16 protein-coding genes and 1 pseudogene are annotated in these 23,474 nt (G+C 67.6%); 12 read left to right on the top strand and 5 right to left on the bottom strand.

From position 1 onward, the window contains the following. The 3 genes and pseudogenes from K340_RS36935 to K340_RS28185 form a co-directional block, all read right to left on the bottom strand. Window positions 1-1,065 (bottom strand): annotated as a pseudogene (locus tag K340_RS36935) (cation diffusion facilitator family transporter); the annotation flags it as partial. A 17-nt stretch (window positions 1,066-1,082) separates the two neighbouring features. Then, window positions 1,083-1,445 carry an ArsR/SmtB family transcription factor gene (locus K340_RS0107560; RefSeq protein WP_029136281.1) on the bottom strand — a complete coding sequence of 121 codons (363 nt, stop codon included), beginning with the start codon at window positions 1,443-1,445 and terminating at the stop codon, window positions 1,083-1,085. 214 nt (window positions 1,446-1,659) lie between these two features. Beyond that, window positions 1,660-3,774: a glycoside hydrolase family 3 protein gene (locus K340_RS28185; RefSeq protein WP_051265362.1), complete on the bottom strand. Its 2,115-nt coding sequence runs from the start codon at window positions 3,772-3,774 to the stop codon at window positions 1,660-1,662. Between the two features lie 794 nt (window positions 3,775-4,568). Between K340_RS28185 and K340_RS28190 the strand changes: the two genes are divergently transcribed. The 4 genes from K340_RS28190 (at window position 4,569) to K340_RS28205 (ending at window position 13,165) form a co-directional block, all read left to right on the top strand. Continuing rightward, window positions 4,569-7,103, top strand: coding sequence for a carbohydrate-binding protein (locus K340_RS28190; RefSeq protein ID WP_161632069.1), 2,535 nt, complete (start codon window positions 4,569-4,571; stop codon window positions 7,101-7,103). Between the two features lie 197 nt (window positions 7,104-7,300). Then, complete coding sequence (locus K340_RS28195; protein WP_084614140.1) at window positions 7,301-9,706, top strand: beta-glucosidase family protein; 2,406 nt, start codon at window positions 7,301-7,303, stop codon at window positions 9,704-9,706. Between the two features lie 144 nt (window positions 9,707-9,850). Then, the gene (locus tag K340_RS28200) at window positions 9,851-11,560 is read left to right on the top strand and encodes a hypothetical protein (protein ID WP_051265364.1); all 1,710 of its coding nucleotides are present in this window, start codon (window positions 9,851-9,853) and stop codon (window positions 11,558-11,560) included. A gap of 126 nt (window positions 11,561-11,686) precedes the next feature. Beyond that, complete coding sequence (locus K340_RS28205; RefSeq protein ID WP_051265366.1) at window positions 11,687-13,165, top strand: glycoside-pentoside-hexuronide (GPH):cation symporter; 1,479 nt, start codon at window positions 11,687-11,689, stop codon at window positions 13,163-13,165. Between the two features lie 10 nt (window positions 13,166-13,175). On the opposite strand, the gene K340_RS0107590 is transcribed toward K340_RS28205, so the two are convergent. Continuing rightward, window positions 13,176-13,946, bottom strand: coding sequence for a sensor domain-containing protein (locus tag K340_RS0107590; RefSeq protein ID WP_037363136.1), 771 nt, complete (start codon window positions 13,944-13,946; stop codon window positions 13,176-13,178). 143 nt (window positions 13,947-14,089) lie between these two features. Between K340_RS0107590 and K340_RS0107595 the strand changes: the two genes are divergently transcribed. From K340_RS0107595 to disA, 4 genes are all read left to right on the top strand, one after another. Beyond that, a complete protein-coding gene (locus tag K340_RS0107595) occupies window positions 14,090-15,271 on the top strand; it encodes a sensor histidine kinase (RefSeq protein WP_051265368.1) in 1,182 nt (393 codons plus the stop codon). Window positions 15,272-15,289: 18 nt separating this feature from the next. Beyond that, window positions 15,290-15,943 carry a response regulator gene (locus K340_RS0107600; protein WP_029136284.1) on the top strand — a complete coding sequence of 218 codons (654 nt, stop codon included), beginning with the start codon at window positions 15,290-15,292 and terminating at the stop codon, window positions 15,941-15,943. Window positions 15,944-16,063: 120 nt separating this feature from the next. After that, window positions 16,064-17,491, top strand: a complete 1,428-nt coding sequence (gene radA / locus K340_RS0107605) for a DNA repair protein RadA (RefSeq protein ID WP_029136285.1) — start codon at window positions 16,064-16,066, stop codon at window positions 17,489-17,491. A 123-nt stretch (window positions 17,492-17,614) separates the two neighbouring features. Then, a complete protein-coding gene (gene disA / locus K340_RS0107610) occupies window positions 17,615-18,667 on the top strand; it encodes a DNA integrity scanning diadenylate cyclase DisA (protein WP_037363445.1) in 1,053 nt (350 codons plus the stop codon). A gap of 18 nt (window positions 18,668-18,685) precedes the next feature. Here the strand turns inward: disA and K340_RS36570 are convergent, their stop codons facing one another. Beyond that, window positions 18,686-19,675, bottom strand: coding sequence for a hypothetical protein (locus tag K340_RS36570; RefSeq protein WP_211229310.1), 990 nt, complete (start codon window positions 19,673-19,675; stop codon window positions 18,686-18,688). A gap of 160 nt (window positions 19,676-19,835) precedes the next feature. Here K340_RS36570 and K340_RS0107625 point away from each other — a divergent pair, with 160 nt between their 5' ends. From K340_RS0107625 to K340_RS0107640, 4 genes are all read left to right on the top strand, one after another. Then, on the top strand, window positions 19,836-20,699 hold the full coding sequence (locus tag K340_RS0107625; protein ID WP_037363141.1) for an HhH-GPD family protein: 864 nt from the start codon (window positions 19,836-19,838) through the stop codon (window positions 20,697-20,699). A gap of 111 nt (window positions 20,700-20,810) precedes the next feature. Continuing rightward, complete coding sequence (locus tag K340_RS0107630) at window positions 20,811-21,617, top strand: ABC transporter permease (protein WP_029136289.1); 807 nt, start codon at window positions 20,811-20,813, stop codon at window positions 21,615-21,617. After that, window positions 21,610-22,446, top strand: coding sequence for an ABC transporter permease (locus tag K340_RS0107635; protein ID WP_211229311.1), 837 nt, complete (start codon window positions 21,610-21,612; stop codon window positions 22,444-22,446). The genes K340_RS0107630 and K340_RS0107635 overlap by 8 nt, the downstream gene beginning before the upstream one ends. Then, on the top strand, window positions 22,443-23,438 hold the full coding sequence (locus K340_RS0107640) for an ABC transporter ATP-binding protein (protein WP_029136291.1): 996 nt from the start codon (window positions 22,443-22,445) through the stop codon (window positions 23,436-23,438). The genes K340_RS0107635 and K340_RS0107640 overlap by 4 nt, the downstream gene beginning before the upstream one ends. Window positions 23,439-23,474: the final 36 nt, after the last annotated feature.

Genomic DNA, 23,474 nt, shown 5'->3' on the forward strand with positions numbered 1-23,474 from the left:
GCCTTCAGTGCGTGGATAGATGTGGACGTTGACCTCTGCCAGCTTGGCCACCGAGGTCTTGAGGTGGTGTTCGGCGTCGTCGGCGATGGCCCGGGCACTCGGCAGCGCCAGCTCCGGATCGACGACGATGTCGGCGTCGGCGGTCAGCCGGTGACCGTTCCATCGCATCTGCAGCCGGCGCACACCGAGCACCCCCGGAATGGTCGCCAGGTGTCGCTCGGTGGCCGTGACGACGTCGGGGTCGACTCCGTCCATGAGCCGGCGGAAGACTTCGACGACGGCACCCTTGAGGATGACCAGGATCGCGAGGGAGATCAGGATGCCGACGATCGGGTCTGCCAGCGGGAAGCCCAGCAATACGCCGACCGCGCCGACCGCGACCGCCAGGGACGTGAAGCCGTCGGTGCGGGCGTGCAGGCCATCCGCGACCAGCGCAGCGGAGCCGATCTGCCGGCCGACCCGGATCCGATAGATCGCCACCAGTTCGTTACCGGCGAACCCGATCAGCCCGGCCGCGAAGACGACCCAGACATGGCCGATCGGCTGCTGATCGATCAGTCGCCGGATCGACTCGTATCCGGCCAGCACAGCCGACAGCGCGATCATCGCGACGATGAACAGCCCGGCCAGATCCTCGGCCCGGCCGTAACCGTAGGTGTACCGGCGGGTCGGCTTCCGGCGCGCCAGCGCAAAGGCGATCCACAGCGGTACTGCCGTCAGCGCGTCGGAGAAGTTATGGATCGTATCGGCCAGCAGTGCGACCGAGCCGGTGAAGATCACGATCAGCAACTGGGCGATCGCGGTGAGCAGCAGGACCAGCAGGCTGATCTTCAGGGCGCGGATGCCGGCGGCATTCGATTCCAGCGCATCGTCGATGGAATCGGCGGCATCGTGGCTGTGCGGCTTGAACACCGATACGAAGAACCCCTTGACCCCGGTCGGGTGCGAATGCCCATGGGCGTGATCGTGGGTATGCCCATGGTCGTGATCGTGGCCGTGGTCGTGGGTATGGCCGTGGTCATGCCGGTGGTGATGATCGTCGTGGTCGGCGTGACCATCCCCCACGTAGGACTGCGTGGGTGTCACCCGGTGACCTCGTCTTGCTGGTGGTGTCGGGGAGTGCCGTCCACGGAGTGTTCGGCCTGGAAGATCGCGTCGGACACCAGTTGGCTGGCGTGCTCGTTCGCCAGCCGATAGAACACCCGCGTCCCCTCCTGCCGGGTGGTGACGAACCGCGCCAGCCGGAGTTTCGCCAGATGCTGTGACACCGCGGCCGGCGACTTGTCGACGAGCTCGGCCAGTCGACTCACCGACAACTCGGCATCCCGCAACGCCAGAATCAGCCGCACCCGAGTGGCATCGGCGAGCATCCCGAACACCTCGACGGCCAGCTCAACGTACTGACCGTCCGGCTCCTGCCCACAAGCTCGCATATCTGCATCCATGCGCAGATTATTGCACGGACCGGTCGGTCGAGGTCAGCCCTGACCGACCGAGTGCCACACACCGATCCGCACCGTGCCACCGTCGACGACGTCGATCAGCAGGGTCCTAACCCCGACGACCGGTATCAGGGCACCTGCTCGCCAGCACGCCCTCCGGCGCCGCGGGAGGTGACTCCCACGGCGCCGAAGCTGGCGGACCTTGTTGCCGGCCGGGTCAGCGACCGCTGTGCTTGCCGTAGCTCAGCCCGAATCCGGCAAGGTATGCCTGGCCGCTCGCCGACCGGTACGGGTAGTCGCGTCCCTCTGCATAGCCCGGCACGTCGGGTGCGTTGTGCTCGACCACGGAGACCGATGCCGGCACGGTGACGGGCAACTTGCCGGTCGGGTTGTAGCGACCACGAATCACGTCCAGCACCGCGGTCGACTGGGTGTCGAAGGTCCCGACCACCGCGGCCGCGCCGCGCTCGACCGACGAGATGACGTACGGATTGGTGAGATTGATCGCCAACACGGTCGGTACCTGCGCCTCGATCTGACGCACGCGGGCGGCGTTGACGCCGACGGTCGGGTCGGCGAGGTCGATCGAGACGTCGGTCTGGTTGCCGGCGCTGTCGGTCTCGATGTGCGGCGAGGGCTGCAGCCAGACGAACGCGTCGGTTGCCTTGGCGGGCGAATCGACCAGCGTGATGGACGGATCCTCAGCGGTGATCGTCTCGCGCAGCTTCGCCGTGCGCAACTCCGCGTCCTTCGGCGACTGCACCTCTACGTAGAGCTTGATCTGCCCGTGCTTGCTCGCCACCAGCGGCAGTTCGCGCTGGTCGTTGCGCATCAGCACCACGGACTCGCGGTGCGCCTGGTCGGCAAGCTTCTGTGAACGGACCGAGTCGGCCACCCGTTGGGCGTTATCCGGGTCGACGTAGGGGTTATCGAACAGCCCGAGGGAGAAGATCTCGGTGAGCAGCCGGGTGTTGGCCTGGTCGATGCGGCTCATCGGGATCAGGCCCTGCTCTACCGCCTGCACCAGCCGGTCCGGTCCACCCATGATCGAGATGACGTCCGAGCCCGCGTTGATGGCCTCGGCGACCCGCTGCACCGGCGTCAGATCCTGTACGCCCCAATCGGTGTTGTCGATGATCCCGGAGTCGGTGTTCACGTAGCCCTTGAAGCCGAGCTTGCCGCGCAGCACTTCGTTGATCAGCTGCGAGTTGTACGCGGCGCCCTGTTCCTCGGCGAACGGCTTGCCGTCGATCTGCGGGACGGACTGGTCGTTGCACGGCCGCTGGTAGTACGTCATCACCGAGCTCACCCCGGCGTCCACTGCGGCCTTGAACTGCGGCACCTGATACTTGAACAGGCTTCCGGCCGTCGGGTAGACCGCGCACTGGCCCCACTGGTAGTGCGAGTCGAGCCCGTTGGGCGCCGAGCCGTTGCCGGGGAAGTGCTTGATGGTCAGCGACACCGAGTCGGTGCCCAGCTTCTTTCCCTGGAATCCCTTGACCAACGCCGACGCGTAGGACGCCGTCAGCTGCGGGTTCTCGCCGAACGTTCCACTGTCGCGGGTCCAGCGCGGTTCACCGACCGTGTCGATCTGGTAGCCGTACATCTTCCGCAGACCCGCTGCACGCCATTCCTTCTGAGCGATCTTGGCGAACTCGCCCACCAGGGCAGGATCGTGCATGGCCGCCAGCCCCTCCGTCCCGGGCCAGGAAGAGAACTGGCCCGAGGCCTCCGACAGGCCGTAACCGGCCGGGCTGAGGTGGTTCCGCGGATTGGATGTCGGCACGGCCGGAATCCCCAGCGGGGTCGACTCCGCTACCTGCTGGATCGCGTTCGTCCAGACCGCAAGGTCGTGGGCGGTCGGGTTGTCCCGAGAGATCAGGTACCGCATGTGATTGGTCTTCACCATGGTGCTGACGGCCATGGTTCCCTGTGGGAACGGCTGGAGAATGATGCCGTCCGTCTCGCAGAGCACACCGTTGTCCGGACCTGCTGGGCAGGACGCCGAATCGCCGGTGAAGGCCGAGTCCGCGACCATCAGTCCGGCCTTGTCTGCCAGCGACATCCGTGGCAACAGGTCGGCGATCCGCTGTGCGACCGGTCGCCGCCAGTCTTCGTAGCCGTCGAGCCGACCGTTGCCGTTGGCGTCCCGGAATCGCAGATGATCGACAGTGAGTACGTCCTTGACCTTGGTGGAGACGGCCGGCTGATCGTGCCGTCCGGAGGGCGCGGCGCCGGCCGGGGCGCCCGCCGCAGCCGACGCGAGGATCGACGGTGCCGTCACCGCCACCGCCAGGACGAGCAGGCCCGCGGCGCGGGTGGAATGTCTCATGGATGTTTCCTTCTCGGTGAATGCCCCTGCCGCGCAGCCCCGGGGCTTGGAAGGACGACCGATGCGGGAAACGGGCGGGTCACGCTCAGTGGAGGCATCGTGATCGTGCTGTACGGCAATGTCGAACTCATCAGTGGGTAGCAGGATTGTGCTGAGGCCGCTGCCGGAGTCACCATCGGTTGCCATTTGTTGCCTCGCTATTCCTGTGCTTTCGGCAACCATTTTTTCGACGCCCTGAATTCCGTTCAACCAGGAAACATCTGAGGCTCAAGGCAGATTCGGGAAATATTCCGGAGCCAAGACATGTCACTCGGCGCGACGGGCAATATGCCATTCAGGAGACCCGCCGGACCCGACACCATCTATTGAGGGCCAACTCGTGACTGCCCCGGACACTCGCGGTTGTCGGGCGAGCGCGTCAGGATGAATCGGGCACTGCATCATTGACGCTGATCCCGTCCCGTGGGCACGATCACCGCAACCAGGTTCCCTTCGCGGGCAACGGGAGTGCAGATGGTCAATGACAAGCGGTCCCCCAGACCCTGGCCACTGCCCGGCCCGGCCCGGGGCGCCTGCCCGGCCGCTCCACGAAACATCGCTCATCGGCCCACACCAGCCGGAGCGAATGCAACAAATGGCAACCAATTCCTGAAACGATGCGCCGCCGAGAGACTCCGGAGCAATTCGCCTTCGCCCGACAAACGAAAGGTATCCGGCATGAGATATATCGGCTGGGAGATCATCCGAGACGGCAGACAATCTTGCGGTGTCTGGTGGAACCGCGAGGAGACGTCATGAAGAAACCTGTCGGAGGAACCACCACCCTGATGCTGGCCGGCCTGCTGGCGATCGCCACTGCCCTGCCCATCGTCACCGATCTCGGCCGAACGGCGGCCGGGGCGAGCCAAGTGGCACCGGCCGGAGCCGCAGACCTGCGGCAGCGGATCGATCTGAATCCCGGCTGGAAGTTCACCCGGACCGACGTGCCGGGCGCGGAGCGGCCCGACTTCGACGCAACGACCTGGCAGGACGTCAGCGCGCCGCACACCTGGAACGCCGACGACGGGGCCGACGGAGGAGACGACTACTTCCGTGGGATCGGTTGGTACCGACGGCATTACACCGTTCCGCCGACCCTCGACGGCAAGCAACTGTACCTGCAGTTCGCCGGCGTGAACCAGGTTGCCGACGTGTGGGTCAATGGCGTTCATCTCGGGCAGCACGAGGGGGGCTACACCCGGTTCCGGTTCAACGCCACCGATGCCCTGAAGGTCGGCGCGGACAACGTCATCGCGGTGAAGGTCGACAACTCGCCGGACCCGGACATCGCGCCGCTGCGGGCGGACTACAGCTTCGACGGCGGCATCTACCGCAACGTCAGTCTCTGGGCGGTCGATCCGTTGCAGGTCCGGATGCTGGACAATGGCGGTCCCGGCGTCTACCTGCGTCAACGGGAGGTCACGGACTCGTCGGCCACGGTCGAGGTGACGACCAGACTCTGGAACAACAACACCGGCAGCAGCCCGGTCGCCGTCCGGGCCACGGTCACCGATGCGGACGGCTCGACCGTCGCCGCCGGCACCACCACGCCACGGCAGCTGGCCGCGGGCAGCGGGACCAGCGTCGTGCAGAGCCTGACCATTGCCGACCCACGCCGGTGGAACGGCATCGCCGACCCTTATCAATATCAGGTCCGGGTGGAACTGATCGACAGCGGGGCGAACCGGGTGACAGACGTCGTCACCGAGCCACTGGGCCTGCGCACGTTCCGGGTGGACGCCGACAAGGGCTTCATTCTCAACGGCAAACAGCTTCCGCTGCATGGGGTGAACCTGCACCAGGATCGCTCCGGCAAGGGGTGGGCGATCGACAACGCCGACCACAAACAGGATCTCGAGATCATCGGCGAAATGGGCGCCAACGCCATCCGGATGGCGCACTACCCGCACGACCAGATCGACTACGGCCTCGCCGACGCGAAAGGCTTCGTTGTCTGGGCAGAGATCCCGTTCATCAACGACTACACCGGGTCAACGGCGTTCCGCCGGAACGTCGAACAGCAACTGGTCGAGATGATCCGGCAGAACTACAACCATCCGTCGATCGTGTTCTGGGGCATCGGCAATGAACAACGGGTTGCCGACGCTGCCACCAACGATCTGCTGAGCGGGCTCTCCGACCTCGCCGACACTGAGGATCCGGACCGGATCACCACCTACGCATCGTGCTGCATCTCCGACCGCAGCCAGGTCAACGGCCACGCCGAAACCTCCAGCTACAACAAGTATTACGGCTGGTACAGCAAATCGTGGGACAGCCTGGGGACCTGGGCCGACAAACTCCATGCCGCCGACCCGGGCCGGAAGATCTCGGTGTCCGAGTACGGCGCCGGCGCCAACATCAACCAGCACGAGCTCGCCCCGGAACCACCGGAGACCACGGGGCGCTGGCACCCGGAGGAGTATCAGGCGCTGTTCCACGAGGCATCGTTGAAGCAGTTCCAGGCACGCCCGTTCATCTGGGGCAGCTTCGTCTGGAACATGTTCGACTTCGCCTCCGACCGGCGGTCAGAGGGCGATCAGCCCGGCATCAACGACAAGGGCCTGGTGACCCGGGACCGGGCCGTCCGCAAGGACGCCTTCTACTGGTACAAGGCCAATTGGGCAGACACGGCGACCCTGCACATCAACAGCCGGCGGTGGACCGAGCGGACCGACCCGGTCGCCGAGATCAAGGTCTACTCCAACGCCTCCCAGGTGACGGCCACCCTCAACGGTCGTCCGCTGGGCACCAGGAGCAGTTCCGACCGGATCTTCCGCTGGACCGACGTCACCTTGGAGCCGGGTGGCAACCTCGTCGAGGTCACCGCGACCATCGACGGCATCCGGCACACCGACACGGTCAGCTGGCACCTCGGTGAACGCCCTGCCGACTCGAGGATCGAGGCGGAGAGCCGCGACGAGCAGTCTGGGACGCAACTGCAGGACACCGCGGACGTCGGCGGTGGACTGAACGTCGGGTATCTGCACCAGGGTGACCTGCTCGGATACCGCCGGGTGGACTTCGGCCGCGAATCTCCCCGGACCATCGCAACCCGGATCGCCTCCGGCTCCGCCGCCGTTGGTTCGATCGACGTCCGGCTCGACGGCCCATCGGGTCCGCGCATTGCCAGCGTCCCAGTCGGAAACACCGGCGGCTGGCAGACCTTCAGCACGACGGCGACGGCGCTGACGTCGGCGCCGACCGGCGTCCGGGACGTCTATCTGACCTTCACCGGCAGCACCAAGAACGGGATCGTCAACCTCAACTGGCTGACCTTCCGGCGCTAGCGGCCGAAACCGATGGGGAGACCAAGGAACCGAAAGGAGACAGCAGGTGCGCGTATCGCCGATCCGTCGTCATCGACCGGTCGCGACGGATCCCACAACGACAGAAGGGTGGCAGGAAAACGTGCGGTTGTAGTTCTCGTCGGCATCGACGCGCCCTACCCGGCGCATCGATAGATCATCAGATTGGACGTTCAACGATGAAAGTTCGTCGAAATCAGCTCCCGAAAGTCGCCGCCGCCGCGGCGATTGCCCTGCTGGCCGGGCTGGTGTCAGTACCGGCCACCGCCGCGCCACCTGCCGCCGCGGCAGCGCCGCCGGCGCCGCGACCGGCCGCCCTGGCAGCGCCTGCTGCGCCGCAACTGTCCGCCGCAGTAGCCGCTTTGCCGTGGATGAACACCGCGCTGAGCCCACAGCAGCGGTCGGACCTGCTACTGGCCGCGATGACGCTGGACCAGAAGATCGAACAGATGCAGAACAACCCTGCGCCGGAACAGATCTCCGGCACCTATCTGGCCGAGGGCAACAAGCAGGCCACCTGCGGCTTCACCGCGCTGGCCCGGCACGTCGAGGGGATCCCGGCGCTGGGCATCCCGACGTTGCGGGAAGTCAATGCCGGCAACGGGATCCGCGGTGGCAACTGCACACCGGAGCCGATCAAGACTGCCGGCCCGTCGGCGACCGTGTCGGCGGCGAGTTTCGACCCGCAGGCGGTCAGGGGCTGGGGCGAGGTCGTCGGGTCGGAGGCCAAGACCTTCGCCCACCAGATCCTGCTCGGACCGGCCGCGAACCTGGTTCGGAACCCGTTCGAGGGCCGCGCCCAGGAGTACCCGGGTGAGGACCCGTACCTGGCCGGCGTCGTGACGACGGCGCAGATCCAGGGCATCCAGTCGCAGGGCACCCAGACCATGATCAAGCACTACATGGGAAATGAGAACGAGTTCAGCCAGGAGCGCTGGACCGGCTCGGTACGGATCCCGTCGCAGGCGATGCACGAGCTGTACCTGCTGCCGTTCGAGATGGCCATCAGGGACGCCAAGCCCGCCGGGCTGATGTGCGCCTACCCGATGGTCAACTACCAGTGGAACTGCGACAGCCAGGACTCGCTCACCAAGACCCTGACGAGTTGGGGATACGACGGCTGGATCGAGTCCGACCGGGTCGCCATGCACAGCACCGCCCGTGCTATCAAGGCAGGTGTCGGCTTCGAGCTCGACTGGTTCCCGGTGTTCTTCAAGGCCAACCTGATCAAGGACGCCATCAAGTACGGCGAACTCACCGAGTCGGACCTCGACAAGGTGCTCAAGCCGCGGTACGTGCAGATGTTCAAGTTCGGCAACTTCGATCACCCGGAAGAGTGGAATTCGTTCGGCGTGGACAACCTGACGGCAAACGCCGCCAAGGCGCGCACGCTCGCCGAGCAGGGCATCACCCTGCTGAAGAACGACAAGAACATCCTGCCGCTGGGCAAGAATGTCACGTCGATCGCACTGATCGGGCCGAAGTGGTTCGCCGGCCAGGCGGTCATGCCGCCGCGGTCGATTCATCCCGACGACAACGTCTCAGTCGTGCCGCCGTACACGGTGACCCCGCTGCAGGGCATCAAGAATGAGCTGGCCCGGATCGGGTCGAATGCCACGGTGACCTACAACAACGCCAGCAACATGGACTCGGCGGTCGCGTTGGCCAAGAAGTCCGACATGGTCATCATGATGCTGGGCACCAACCCCCGCGAGACAGAGGACCTGAAGAAGCTGAACCTGCCAGTGATCAACGGCGTTGACCAGCACACCCTGGCGTGGAAGGTCACCCAGGCGAACCCGAACAACGTGGTGGTGCTCAAGACGGCAGCCGGTGTGACGATGAACTGGGCGTCGCACGCCAGGGCCATCGTGGCGGCCTGGTTCCCCGGTCAGGACGACGGTGATGTGGTGGCCGGCGTGCTGTTCGGCCGGATCAATCCGTCCGGCAAGACTCCGGTCACCTGGCCGTCGGCGGCCAAGCAGGCCGCCTGGGAGAACAACTGGCAGTACCCGGGCGTGCACGAGAACACCGGATTCGAGGGCGGGAAGTCCAGGAACCCGAAACCGGGTCAGAAGCAACTCGTCGCCTACTACAGCGAGGGCATGTCGATGGGATACCGCTGGTACCAGCAGAACGACGTCGCCCCGGCGTTCGCGTTCGGCCACGGTCTGTCGTACACCGCCTTCGCCTACAGCGACCTGAAGCTCAAGAAGAGCACGGCGAAGGGAAAACCCGTTGTCACCGCACAGTTCCGGGTGACCAACACCGGCAAGGTCGAAGGCCAGGAGGTTCCGCAGGTCTACCTGACCCTGCCCGCGGAGTCGCAGGAGCCGTCGATGCGGCTGGTCGGATTCGACAAGATCGACCTCCAGCCCAACAAGAGCAAGGTCGTCCGGATCACCATCGATTCCGCGGCCTCGAATCATCCGTTCGGGTACTTCAAGCCCGCGTCGGACGATCTGCGGGATTGGCTGGACGGCTCCTGGGTGCAGGCGAACGGGAGCTACACCGTCCATGTCGGTGGCGCGTCCGACAGCACCCCGTTGACGAAGGCGGTGAACCTGAAGTTCCCGAAGAACTGATCGCCGGCGGATAGCGCCTCGGATGTCGGAGGGCCTCCCGTTCACGGAACGGGAGGCCCTCTGCCAGCATCGACAACAGGCCGGCGCGGACGATCCGACAGGTGACGGCATTCCGGCAGGCGAGGCGGAGAAGGGAGCACTGCGATGACGATCTCCAGGCGCGCGCTGCTCGCCGCGATCGTCGCCGTCGGCGGCGGCCTGATCGCCGGGTGCACGGGCGAACCGTCACCAGACCGGTCGCCGGACAGCCGGACCACCACCGCTCCGACTCCGACCACACCGACAACCAGCGGCACCGCGACCACACCGACCAGCACCGACGAGACCGAGAGACCGGGTGCGACGACCAGCAATCGGAGCACACCTGCCACCTCCACCTCCGGCTGGGAGTCGGCACTCCTGACCATGGGCGCGACCTGCCATCTGGCCTATGCCGAGCGCGACGGTCTGCGGCTGCCGGATTTCGGATCCGTCGGCTATCACCTTGGACGGCAACCGGTTCCACAGATTCCGGCCGTGCACACAGTAGGGCCGATCCGTGGCGACAACACCCGGCACCTGCAGCAGGCGATCGACCTGGTCGGTGCATTGCCGCCGGGCCCGGACGGTTTCCGCGGCGCACTCGAACTTCGAGCCGGAACCTACGAGGTTGCCGGCACCGTCAACGTCACGGTCAGCGGCGTGGTGCTCCGCGGCGCCGGCGACGGTCAGGACCCCTCGACGAACACCATCCTGCGGGCCGTCGGCAATTCGCCGAAGGGTCGCACGGTCGTCGCTCTCGGCGCCGGCGGGAAGTGGGACGGTGAGGTGCCGGGCTCGCGGACGGACCTGACGTCCGATCTGGTGCCGATCGGCTCGTCGAGCATCTCCGTCGCCTCCGCCGCCCAGTTCCGGCCCGGTAACCCGGTCGTCATCGTGCACCCGTGCAGCCGAGAATGGCTGAAGGCCGTTGCGGGCGGTGGCACCGGCGACGACCCTCGATGGCAGGTGGGCAGTGTGCCGGTCGTCAACCTGCGTCACATCACCGACGTTGCCGCCGACCGGCTGACCCTTGATGCCCCGCTCTTCGCCACCCTCGACCGCGCGTTGTCGCGCAGCTACCTGTACCTGTGGGACCAGGCAGGGCTGGTCACCGACGTCGGTGTCGAGCACCTGCGGGTGGACATCGTCACCGACGGACCGAACGACGAAGAGCATGCGGCCAACGGCATCCGGCTCGGGAACGTCCGCGACGCCTGGGTGCTCAGCTGCACGGTGCTGCACTTCGTCAAGGCGGGAATCATGACGGCCGGCGCGACCAGGGTGACGGTCTCGAATTGCCGGTCCCTCGACCCGGTCGGCCGGGTGGAGGGTGGACGGCGCTACAACTTCGATGCCGAGGCGCGCTCGCAGCTCGTCCTGTTCACCGACTGCCATGCCGGCAACGGACGTCATTCCTTCATCGTCAACGGCGGCGGCACGGCCTCCGGAATCGTCTTCCATCGCACCACCGCCACTGCCAGTCTGGCGTCCTCCGAGGGACACCGGCGGTGGAGCCAGGGGCTGTTGTTCGACAACCACCAGGAGATCCGGCCCGCTACCGACCGGACCGTCATGCTGGGCAACCGCGGCGATTACGGCACTTCGCACGGCTGGGCGGCTGTCAACTCGGTGGCCTGGAACTGCGACGTCGACGACACGCAAATGGTGGTCCAGCAACCTCCGTCGGCGCAGAACTACGCCATCGGCTGTCAGGGCCGGGTGGATGGTGACGGCCCGTTCAAGGCCCCCGCCGGTCACATCGAGGGCACCGACCGGCGCGGCCTCATTCCCGCTTCGCTGTACGAGGCGCAACAGGCAGACCGGCAGCGCTGACCGGCCCGGGCCGCCCGCACCAGATCGGGCGGCAGACAACTGGTTGCAACCACTCACGGATTACGACCTGGAGGACCTTTACTGAATCCATCACACCGGCACCGGTGCCGCTGGAAAGGATTCGACATGACTGTTCTTGAGGTTCAGCGGGAAGCCGCTCATGCCAATCTCAAACCCACCGCGGTGATCGGCTATGGCCTCGGTGATTTCGCCAACAACCTGGCGTTCACCCTCGGCGCCTCGTTCTTGCTGTACTACTACACCGACGTGGCCGGTCTGACCGCCGCGTCCGTCGGCACCATGTTCCTGGTGGTGCGGCTCTGGGACGCGGTGGCAGACCTGCTGGCGGGCCGGCTGGTCGACCGTACGAACACCCGCTGGGGGAAGTTCCGGCCGTTCATTCTCTTCGGCGCGGTGCCGCTGCTGTTCCTGAGCTTTCTGAGCTTCCACGTTCCGGATTCGAGTACCACCACAAAACTTGTCTACGCCTACCTGACCTATGCAGCGCTCGGTCTGGTCTATTCGTTGGTGAACATTCCTTACGGATCGCTGGCTTCGGCTATGACCCAGTCGGTGCACCAACGAGCGAAGTTGGTCGCCGCCCGCTCGCTCGGCGCGGCTGTCGGCGGCATCGTGCTGACGTTCATCATCTCGCCGATGATCTCGTCGTTGCAGGCGGACAAGGATTCGCTGAGTCCCGAGCAATACCTCGGTCGCGCCCAGGGCATTTTCACCTGGACCACCCTCAGCTTCGTGGTGATCGGATCGTTGGCATATCTGTTGACGTTCCTGTGGTGTCACGAACGCGTTGTCCGGGTGCAACCACGGGTCACCATCCGGGAGACGTTCGCGACGCTGCGCTCGAACAAGCCGCTCGCCTACCTGTGCGGCGCCAGCTTCTTCTATCTGACCGGGTTGTTCGCAGTCTCCGGCGCCACCCTGTTCTACGCGCAGTACGTGCTGGGCGACGCGGCCTGGGCGGTGCCGATGGTGATCGTGAACAGCGGCATCCAGATCGTCGTCACACCGTTCATCCCGAAGCTGATCGGCCTGATCGGCAAGAAGGCGGTGTTCCAGTACTGCGGTCTGCTGACCGTCATCGGCGGGGTCGGCCTGTTCCTGGTACCGGACGGCGGCGTCTTCCTGGCCCTGGTGTTCCTGGGCATCAAGGGGGTCGGCGCCTCGCTGATCAACACCGTGATGTTCGGACTGGAGGCCGACACCGTCGAGTACGGCGAGTGGAAGTCCGGACAGCGGTCCGAGGGCGCGACCTATGCGATCTTCTCCTTCACCCGCAAGATCACCCAGTCGATCGGCGGCGCCGCCACCGCCTGGGCACTGGCCATCGGCGGCTACCTGGCGGCCACCAAGGCAATTCCGCACCCGGTACAGCCGGAGAGCGCCCTCACCATGATCAAGATGACGATGGGCTTGGTCCCGGCGGTCTGCGCGATCATCGCGATGCTGATCTTCGTCAAGTACCCACTCACCGACGACGCCTACAAGCAGATCAGGGACGAGACCGAGGCCCGCAAGGCGCAGCTGGACAACCTGGTGATCCCGGACCAGCCGGCCGGCCTGGTGCTGCCCGCGACCGAGCGCTGATCCCCGCAGATCAGCTGGCCCGGCGGCCGGCGACCAGCACCCGCAGCAGCCCTCTATCGATCGAGTTGACCGCCCGGACCACGGCCGGCGCAAGCATCAGCACGCCGATCCCGATGGCCATCTGGACCAGCATCCGCGGCCAGGTGTCGACGAAGAAATCGGTGCCGAAGCTCGACCCGCGGTGCCAACTGCCGTCCGAGGCCTGCTGAGCCGGCAGCCAACGCCGCCAGAACGGGTAGCTGAGTGTCCCGAGTGAGTAGGTGTAGAAACCGATCACCACGCCGAACTGCACCGGAGCGAGAATCATCTTCAGCAGCCAGTAACCGACCGCCCGCCAGGAACCGGAGTCGGTGATCAGCACCGCCAGCGATCCCATCAGGCCATGGCTGCGGCGCCTGGCTGATGGGCCGGCATAGGACATCGGGGTGCCTGTCATCGACTCGAAGAGGCCGAGCTGCAGGAACGCACCGAAGCGGGCGATCAGCAGCCCGAGGGCCAGGATCGGCACGCCGACCCAGACCACCGCCAGGCCCGCTCCCACGCTGCACAGCACCCAGACGCTGACGAAGAACGCCAGCGCCAACGGGAACGAGATCAGTCCGTAGAGCGCCTGGGCGAGGGCGTCGGCCGGTCCCGTCCGGCGCGGCCTTGGTCCCGGCCGACCTGATCCGCCGTAGTACTGCGGCGCGGCGATCTCCGGACCGAACCAGCCGGTGTCGGTACTCGTCCCACCCGAGGGAGCGCTGTAAAAGGACGTCCGGTCCGTCATCTGGGCTGTCATGCTGAATACTCTGCCGCCGCCGGCGGTCGCCGGGCAGCGGTCCAGTCCGCCACTTCGAGGTGGGGTTTTCCCTACCTCGGCGGACAATGACAGGGGTGCCGGGACCACCGACACGGCGGCCGCGGCCGTGCACGATGAAAGGTATGTCGATCTCCACCATGCCGGATCCGGACCGCGCGCAGGACTCCTTCCCGGTGCAGGCTACGCACCCCGCACCGAGCCGCTGGCAGCTCTTCGGCTACTGCGTCGCCAGAGTGATCTGGCGGTTCCTCGGGATCGCCCTGATCGTGCTGCTCGCCGTCTCGCTGGCCACCATCGTGATCTGGATCGGCCTGGTGCTGACGAACATCAGCCTGTTGCTGCTGCGCAAGTACGCGGCCGTGGAGCGCCGGATTTCCGGGCGCATCCTCGGCACGGACATCCCGGATCCGCACAGCGCCCGCCGCAAACGCGGCCTGGCCGGACTCGGCGAACGGCTGACCGACCCGGCCACCTGGCGGGAGATGATCTGGCTGCTCGAGGTGACGACGGTCGGGCTGGCACTCAACCTGGCCGCCTTCTTCGGCTACATCGTGCTGCCGGTCGGCTACTGGATCTCGCCGCTGTTGCTGCGGATGGACGCGGCGATCAACCGCACCCTGCTGGAGCCGAAGGAGGCCGAGCTGCGGGAACGGATCAGCACGCTCGAGGGGTCACGGGCCAGGTCGGTCGACCATTCGGCCGCCGAGCTGCGGCGGATCGAACGAGACCTGCACGACGGTGCGCAGGCCAGGCTGGTGGCCGCCGGCATGGACATCGGGCTGGCCGAGTCGTTGCTGGACGCCGATCCGGCCAAGGCCAGGGAGCTGATGGCCCAGGCTCGCGGCACCACCCGGGACGCGCTGGCCGACCTGCGCAGCCTGGTCCGCGGCATCCATCCACCGGTGCTGGCCGACCGCGGCCTGCTCGGCGGCATCGAGTCGCTGGCCATTGCCAGCCCGGTCTCCGTCAGCCTCGACGGCGCCCTGCCCGGCCGACCACCGGCGCCGGTCGAGGCAGCCTTCTACTTCGGCATCGCCGAGGCGATGACGAATGCCACCAAACATTCAGGGGCGCAAACGATCTCGATCTGGCTGGAGCACAGCGACGGGGTATTGCACGTCCAGGTGGTGGACGATGGTGTTGGCGGCGCGGTGGTCGCCCCCGGCGGCGGCCTGGCCGGCATCGCCTCCCGGCTGGAGGCGTTCGACGGCACCCTCGCCGTGGTCAGCCCGCACGGCGGCCCCACCGTGGTGACGATGGCCGCCCGGTGTGAGCTGACGCCGGCCGAAGGGGTCGCTCGCTAAGCTCCCGATGTGAGCGAGTTGCGAGTGGTGCTGGCCGAGGATCTTGCCTTGCTGCGGGACGGGATGATCCGGCTGCTCGACGCGCACCACATCGAGGTGGTCGCCGCCGTCGACAACGGTCCGTCGCTGGTGCGGGAGGCAGTCCAGCACCGCCCGGACCTGGCCATCGTCGACGTCAGACTGCCGCCGTCGTTCACCGACGAGGGGATCAGGGCGGCGCTGGAGGCTCGGCAACAACTGCCCGATCTCCCGGTGCTGGTACTGAGTCAGTACGTCGAGCAGCTGTACGCCAGGGAGTTGCTCGCCCAGGGCACCGGCGGCGTCGGATATCTGTTGAAGGACAGGGTTTCCGACATCGCCGGGTTCGTCGACACGGTGCGCCGGGTGGCCGCCGGTGGCACCGCGATGGACCCGGAGGTGATCGCCACCCTGCTGTCCCGGCAGGGCAGCAGGTCGCCGATCGCAGCGCTCACCCCCCGCGAGACCGAGGTGCTATCGCTGATGGCGGAGGGGCGCTCCAACGCGGCCATCGCCGCGGCGATGTTCGTCACCGAAAAGGCGGTCGGCAAGCACACCAATTCGATCTTCGGCAAGCTCGGGCTGCAGCAGAGCGACGACGACAACCGGCGGGTGCTGGCGGTGCTCGCGTTCCTGGAGTCGGCGCCGCACTGACGTGACCTGACCGTGGCCGCGGCCGTGACAGTGGCAGTGGCAGTGGCCGACATTGTCGTGGTCGGCGGGTCGGCAGCGTGGCATCCGGGGACTGTCGGTGGCCGGACGTATGTTCGATGAATGAAGACGTCGAGTACCTCCCGGTCGGGTTCCGGCCAGCGTGTCCGCACCGAGTACGCCTGCACCGAGTGCGGCGCGGTCGCGGTCAAATGGGTCGGCAGGTGCCCCGAGTGTCAGGCCTGGGGCTCGCTCACCGAGAAGGGCGTTCCCCGGGCCACCCTGCGCAAGGTGTCGGCCGGCCCGGTCAACGCGCCGGCCAGGCCGATGGTCGACATCGACCCGGAGCTGGCCGTGGCCAGACCCAGCGGGGTCGGCGAGCTGGACCGGGTGCTCGGCGGCGGGCTGGTGCCCGGCAGTGTCGTGCTGCTGGCCGGCGAACCGGGCGTCGGCAAGTCCACCCTGCTGCTGTCGGCCGCGCAGACCTGGGCGGCATCGGGCCAGGGTCGGGTACTGATCGTCACCGGTGAGGAGTCGGCCGCCCAGGTCCGGCTGCGGGCCGAGCGGATGGGCGCCATCCATCCATCGATCTTCCTGGCCGCCGAAACCGAACTGTCGGCGGTACTGGGCCACCTCGACGAGGTCCGCCCGGAGCTGGTGGTGATCGATTCGGTACAGACCATCGCCGCGGCCGAGGTGGACGGCAGTGCCGGCGGCGTCACCCAGGTCCGAGCGGTGGCAGCCGCCCTCACCGCCGCCGCAAAGGAGCGGGGCATCGCCTGCGTGTTGGTCGGGCACGTCACCAAGGACGGTTCGGTGGCCGGTCCGCGCACGCTCGAGCACCTGGTCGACGTGGTCCTGCACTTCGAGGGCGACCGGCATTCGCCGCTGCGGATGGTGCGCGGGGTGAAGAACCGGTTCGGCCCGTCCGACGAGGTCGGCTGCTTCCGGATGACGGCGGAGGGCATCGAGGGGCTGGTCGATCCGTCGGAGGTCTTCCTGAACGCCAACCGCCCGCGGGTGCCGGGTACCGCCGTCACCGTCACCATGCAGGGCCGCCGCGCCCTGCCGGTCGAAATTCAGGCGCTGGTCGGCCCGGCAGCCGATTCTGCCGGTGGTGCCCGGCGCACGGTGTCCGGCCTGGACGCCACCAGGGTGACGATTGCGCTGGCCGTGCTCCAGCGATTCGCCGGCGTGGCGCTCGGCGGCAAGGAGGTGATCGCCACCACCACCGGCGGCGTCAAGGTGCTGGAGCCGGCCGTCGACCTGGCGCTGGCGATGGCGGTGTGGTCCAGCGTCCGGGACATTCCGCTGCGACCACGGACGATCTTTCTCGGTGAGATCGGCCTGTCGGCGGACATCCGGCCGGTACCGGCGCTGTCCCGCCGGCTCGCCGAAGCCGCCCGGCTGGGCTTCGATCACGCGGTGGTGCCGGCCGGCAATTCACCTGGGGAGCCGGCCGGCATCCGGGTCGACGAGGTCGGCGATCTCGGGGCCGCATTCCGCGCGCTGGGCAACGACAACGGGGTGGTGCGCTGGTTGCGATCCTGACACGGCCCGCGATGCGGCCCAGCCCCACCACCTAGACTGGCCGCGATATCCACCGGCGGCTGGCCGTCGGCGGGCGGCGCCGAGCAAGGAGCGGGGGAAGTCGGGGTGAACGGTCGGCCGACGATGGATGCGCACCGCACAGTGCTGGCCGGGCTGGCACCCGGCACCGCCATGCGCGAGGGCTTGGAACGGATTCTGCGCGGTCGCACCGGTGCGCTCATCGTGATCGGCGACAATCGCGAGGTCGAGGCGATCTGTGACGGCGGGTTCGTGCTCGACATTGAGTTCTCCCCCACCCGCCTGCGGGAACTGTCCAAGATGGACGGCGCAGTGGTGCTGAACCACGACACCAGCCGGATCGTCCGGGCGAACGTCCAGTTGATGCCGGACGCCACCATTCCCACCGTCGAGTCCGGCACCCGGCACCGCACGGCCGAACGCACCGCGATCCAGACCGGCGTTCCGGTACTGGCTGTCAGCCATTCGATGTCGACGATCAGCCTGTACGTCGGCGGAGTTCGGCACGAGGTCGCCGACACCCCGACCATTCTCGGCCGGGCGAACCAGGCCCTGGCCACCCTGCAGCGCTACAAGTCGCGGTTCGACGAGGTGGCGTCCACCCTGTCCGCCCTGGAGATCCAGGACTTCACCACGCTGCGCGACGCGATGACGGTGATGCAGCGGCTGCTGATGGTCCAGCGGATCGCCGACGAGCTGGTCGGCAATGTGATCGAGCTCGGCACCGACGGTCGATTGCTCGGCCTGCAGTTGGACGAGCTGCTGGCCGGCACCGAGGGCCTGAGCGAGCTGATCGTCCGCGATTACCTACCGGCGGACCAACCGGCCAGTTTGCCCGACATCGAGGCGAAGCTGGACGAGCTCAACGGGCCGTCGCTGCTCGACCTGAGCACGATCGCGCGCACCCTTGGCCACGCCGGGGAATCGCTGGACAGCCAGGTGTCGGCGCGCGGCTACCGGCTGTTGTCCGGCATCCAACGGCTCCCGCCGACCGTGCTGGAGCGGCTGATCGTGCACTTCGGCAGCCTGCAGGCGTTGCTGGCCGCCACCGCCTCCGACCTGCAGGAGGTCGACGGGGTCGGCGAGGCCAGGGCCAGGGTGGTCCGTGAGGGGCTGTCCAGGCTGGCCGAGGCGTCGATCACCGACCGGTTCGTCTGACGTCGTGCCGGACCGGCGTCAGCCGGTGACGGTCAGGGTCACCGGCTTGGCCGTCAGCCCACCCAGCTTCGCGACTGCCGTGTAGCTGCCCGGAGTCACCGGGACCCGCTCCGTCGCGCAGCCCGGAGTCGACGTGGTGCCGGCCCATTTGATGTTGAACTGCAGGCTTTCGCCGGGATTCAGCATGCTGATCTCGGTACCAGAGCCCGGGAAACAGTCGGCCGTCGACCAGACCCGTTTCTTGGCCGCGTCATAGACGGTGAACACCTGCTTGGTCCCGGACACGTCCTGCGCGCAGGCGGTGCCGGAGGTGTTGGTCACCGTCAGACCGAGGATCGGCTGCGCACCGACCGGATAGCTGGCGGATCGCGCGGTGGTGGCCAGTGCGATGGCCGAACCGGCGCAGAGCAAGCGACCCTGGGCGTCGGTGCTGGGGGCCGGCGGCTTCGTGGTTGTCCTGGTCGTGGTCTTCGCCGGTGCCTTGCTGGTGGCCGGTGCCTTGCTGGTGGCCGGAGCTTTGCTGGTGGCCGGAGCTTTGGTGGTGGCCGCGGCCTTGCTGGTCGTCGACTTCGCCGGCGCCGTCGTGGCGGCCGCAGCCTCGGTCGAGCGGCTTTCGGTGGTCTTCGCCGGCGGCGTGGTCCGCCGGACCGGGGTCGGCGCCGAACCCGTCTCCTTCGATGAGCCGGTGGACCCGGTGGACTTGGCCGTCGACTTGGCCGTCGACTTAGCCGTTGCGGAGGTTTTCGCGGAGGTCGTCCGGCCGGTCGCACTGGTGTCGGCGGCCGACGAGCTGTCCGAGGCCAGCACACCGGTGAGTGCCGCCGAGGTGGTCGCCGGGCCGGCGGTGCCCGACCCGGCTGTGTCCGAACCGGTGTTGTCCGGGGCAGCGCCGGCCTTGTTGGCGACGATCCAGACCAGGCCGACCAGCACGATGACCGCGGCAGCGATCACCAGCGAACGACGCAGCCAGTACACCTTCGGTGGCAAGGGGCCGACGGGATTCATCACGACCTCGACCGTAACGGCGCACCCGGCGTGAGCTGCGGCGCAACGCCGTAGCTCAGCCACGATGGTCGACTTCGGGGTACCACGAGTGGGGTAGCCAGTCGAAGCAGGTACCCCGAAGACGGTGCTCCGAGGGAGATGCCGGCCCCGTAGCGTTGGGCTGGTGAACCTCCCGGTGGCCGAGCTGTTGACGTTCTTCGCCCGGCACGGTCGAGAGCTGCCCTGGCGCGAGAAATCCGCCGGACCTTGGGGAGTGCTGGTCAGCGAGGTGATGCTGCAGCAGACTCCGGTGTCAAGAGTGCTGGCGACCTATCGGGACTGGCTGCGGCGATGGCCGACTCCGGCCGCACTTGCCGCCGATTCGCCGGGTGAGGCCGTGCGCGCCTGGGGCCGGCTCGGCTACCCGCGCCGGGCGTTGCGGCTGCACGCCGCGGCGGTGGCGATCACGCAGCGGCATGACGGTCGGGTCCCCCGCGACCTCGGCGATCTGCTGGCGCTCCCGGGCGTCGGCGACTACACCGCCAGGGCGGTGGCCGCGTTCGCCTTCGGCGCCAGGGTTCCGGTGGTCGACACCAACGTGCGGCGGGTGGTCAACCGGCTGGTTCGCGGCATCGACGACGGCGGCCCGGCCGGTGCCGCCGATCGGGCACTGCTGGCCGAGCTGCTGCCGGCCGACGCCTCGACCGCGGCTGCGCTGTCGGTCGCGTTGATGGAGTTCGGCGCGCTGGTCTGTCGCGCGTCACCGAAGTGTGATGACTGCCCGGTCCGCGACCGCTGTCGCTGGCTGACCGCCGGGAAGCCGGCGGCTACCGTCACCCGGCGTCCGCAGGCCTGGCACGGCACGGACCGTCAGGTCCGTGGCCGGATCATGGCCGTGCTGCGGGCATCGCCGGGCCCGGTGCCCACCGCGGACCTTGATGCCGTCTGGCCGGTCGCCGAGCAACGCCGGCGGTGCCTGGACTCGCTGCTGGCGGACGGCCTTGCCGTGCGACGCGATCCCGATTCGGTCGCTCTCCCCGGCGGGTGACGGACGGGTTCAACCAAGAGCGCGAACCTCCGTGCGGGGCGCACCACATTCGAATACTTCGGTGGAAATGGTCTGGTCAAGAGCCGAAGACAGGTCTACAGTCAACTCCTTGTGCCCCCCGCTCTGAGACCTTGGTTCCGCCTGCTCAGGGCCAGCTTCGCTGCGCAGACCCGGTATCTGCCGGCGGTGGCCGGCGGGCTGATCGCCAACACCACCTTCGGCTTCCTGAAGGCAGCGATGCTGGTCGCCACCGTGCACGCGGCCGGAGGCAGCGTGGCCGGCTACGACCTCGAGTCGATGGTCGCCTATGTCTGGCTGTCCCAGGGTTTGCTCGGCGCGGTTCAGCTCAACGGCACCTCGGAGATCGGCGAACGGGTCCGCACCGGCGAGGTGGCCATCGACTTCGCCCGGCCGTTGGACATCCAAACATCTTATCTGGCAGCGGATCTCGGCAGGAACCTGTTCAACCTGTCGACCCGATTGTTGCCACCGCTGGTGATCGGCGCCCTCACCACAGGCCTGCGGCTGCCAACGTCGGCCGGCCCGTACCTGCTGGGCGCGATTGCGGTACTGCTCGGGATGACGGTCTCCTTCTTCGGGCGATATGCGGTGAACGTCATCGGCTTCTGGCTGGTCGAGGGGCGCGGCCTGCGCAACTTCTACATGATCGTCTCGACCTTCCTGGCCGGCCTGTTCGTTCCGGTCGGGATGTTCCCCGGTTGGTTGCACACGCTGGCGAACTGCACTCCGTTCCCGTCGATCCTGATGACGCCGATCGACGTGCTGTCGGGCCGGATCGTCGGCGCCGAGGCCGTCCGAGCCGTTGCCGTGCAGGTGTTCTGGCTCGCCGTCACCTGCGCGATCGGCAGGCTGCTGACCGCGCGTGGCTGGCTCAAGCTGGAGGTGCAAGGTGGTTGATCAGCTCCCCGCGCATGCCGAACCTGGCATCGGCCGGTGGACCCCGTACCGCTCGGTGCTCGCCGCGCGGATCCGGGCGCAACGCAGTTACCGAGCGTCTTTCGCCATCGACACGGTGTCGGCATTCGTCGCCGGGTTGGTCGAACTGGCCGAGGTCTGGGTGATCTTCCACAACGTGCAGGTACTCGGCGGGCTGGATTTCCGGGCGGTACTGCTGGTGTTCGGCCTGGCCAACATCGGCTTTTCCACCGCCGAGGTGATGGTCGGCCACGTGGACACCCTGCCGGCGGTGCTGCGGGCCGGCACCCTGGACATCTACTACCTGCGACCGCAGCCACTGCTGGCGCAGGTGGTGACCTCGGACGTCCAGCTGCGGCGGCTGGCCAGGGTCGGCGTCGGGGTGGCCTGCGCCGCGATCGCCTTGTCGGTCAACCACATCCACTGGTCGCAGGCGACGGTCGCGATGATCGTGATCTCGTTGGTGTTCGGCACCGTGATCTACAGCTCGCTGTTCGTCACCGCCGGCGGGCTGCAGTTCTTCCTGATCAGCGGGTCGGAGGCCACCGCCGCGTTCGTCTACGGCGGTTCGACCGCTTCCACCCAGCCGGCCGCGGTGTGGCCGGGGCCGCTGAAGATCATTTTCGGATTTCTGTTCCCGGTGACGTTCTGCGCGTATCTGCCGGCGCTGGTGATCCTGGACCTGCCCGGGCCGCCGATGCTGCCCAGTTGGCTGGCCTGGTTCCTACCGGTGGCGGCGCTCTGGGCGGCCGGTGCCGCGCTGGCGACCTGGCGGCTCGGTGTTCGGCACTATCAAGGAGGCGGCGGATGAGCATGCGCGGTTCGGCACCGATCATCGAGGCGGAAGGTCTGACCCGTCGGTTCCTGGTGCGGCGCAAGGGATCCGTCCGGCGAGACACGGTCACAGCGGTGGCCGACATGACGTTCTCCGTCGCTGCCGGCGAGTCGGTCGGCTACATCGGGGCGAACGGAGCCGGCAAGTCCACCACCATCAAGATGCTGATCGGCATCCTGGTGCCGAGTTCCGGTTCGGCCCGGACCTGCGGGCTGGACCCGCTGCGCCGCCGCAAGGAGCTGGCCAGGCGGGTGGGAGTGGTGTTCGGCCAACGCTCCCAGCTGTGGTGGGATCTTCCGGTCCGGGAATCGTTCGCCATCCTCGGCGACGTGCACCGGATGCCGAGCGCCGCCGCCGCGGCCCGCACCGACGAGTTGGCGCAGCAGCTGGACATGACCGGCTATTGGGACACCCCGGTCCGACAGCTGTCACTGGGGCAACGCATGCGCGCAGAGATCGCCGCCGCCCTGCTGCACTCCCCCGAGCTGCTCATCCTGGACGAGCCGACCATCGGGCTCGATGTGCTCAGCAAGCAGCGGCTGCGGGAATTCCTGATCGCCGAACGCGCCGCCAAGGGCACCACCCTGCTGCTCACCACCCACGACATGGGCGACATCGAGCGGCTCTGCAACCGGGTACTGGTGGTCGATCACGGGACCCTCGCCTATGACGGCAGCCTGCCGGGGCTGGCGGCCACCGTCGGCGCCGGCCGGGTGCTGGTGATCGATCTGGCCACGCCGACGCCGGACCTGATCGGCATTCCCGGTGTCACCCATCTGGGCAGCGAAGGCGGCGGGCTGCGGCAGCGACTGGCGCTGGCCGGCGACGGCGACCAGCCCGGCGCCGCCCCCTCGATCCCGGTCGTGCTGGCCGCCGTCTCCGAGCGGGCCGAACTGCGCGACCTGTCCATCGAGGAGCCGGACATCGAGGACGTGGTGCGGCGGATCTACACCGCCGCCGAGGGCTGACGGGCTCGCAACAAGCACGTCGCGGGCGGGAACCTA

Source organism: Nakamurella lactea DSM 19367 (assembly GCF_000426645.1).
In the GTDB taxonomy this organism is placed as follows: Bacteria; Actinomycetota; Actinomycetes; order Mycobacteriales; family Nakamurellaceae; genus Nakamurella; species Nakamurella lactea.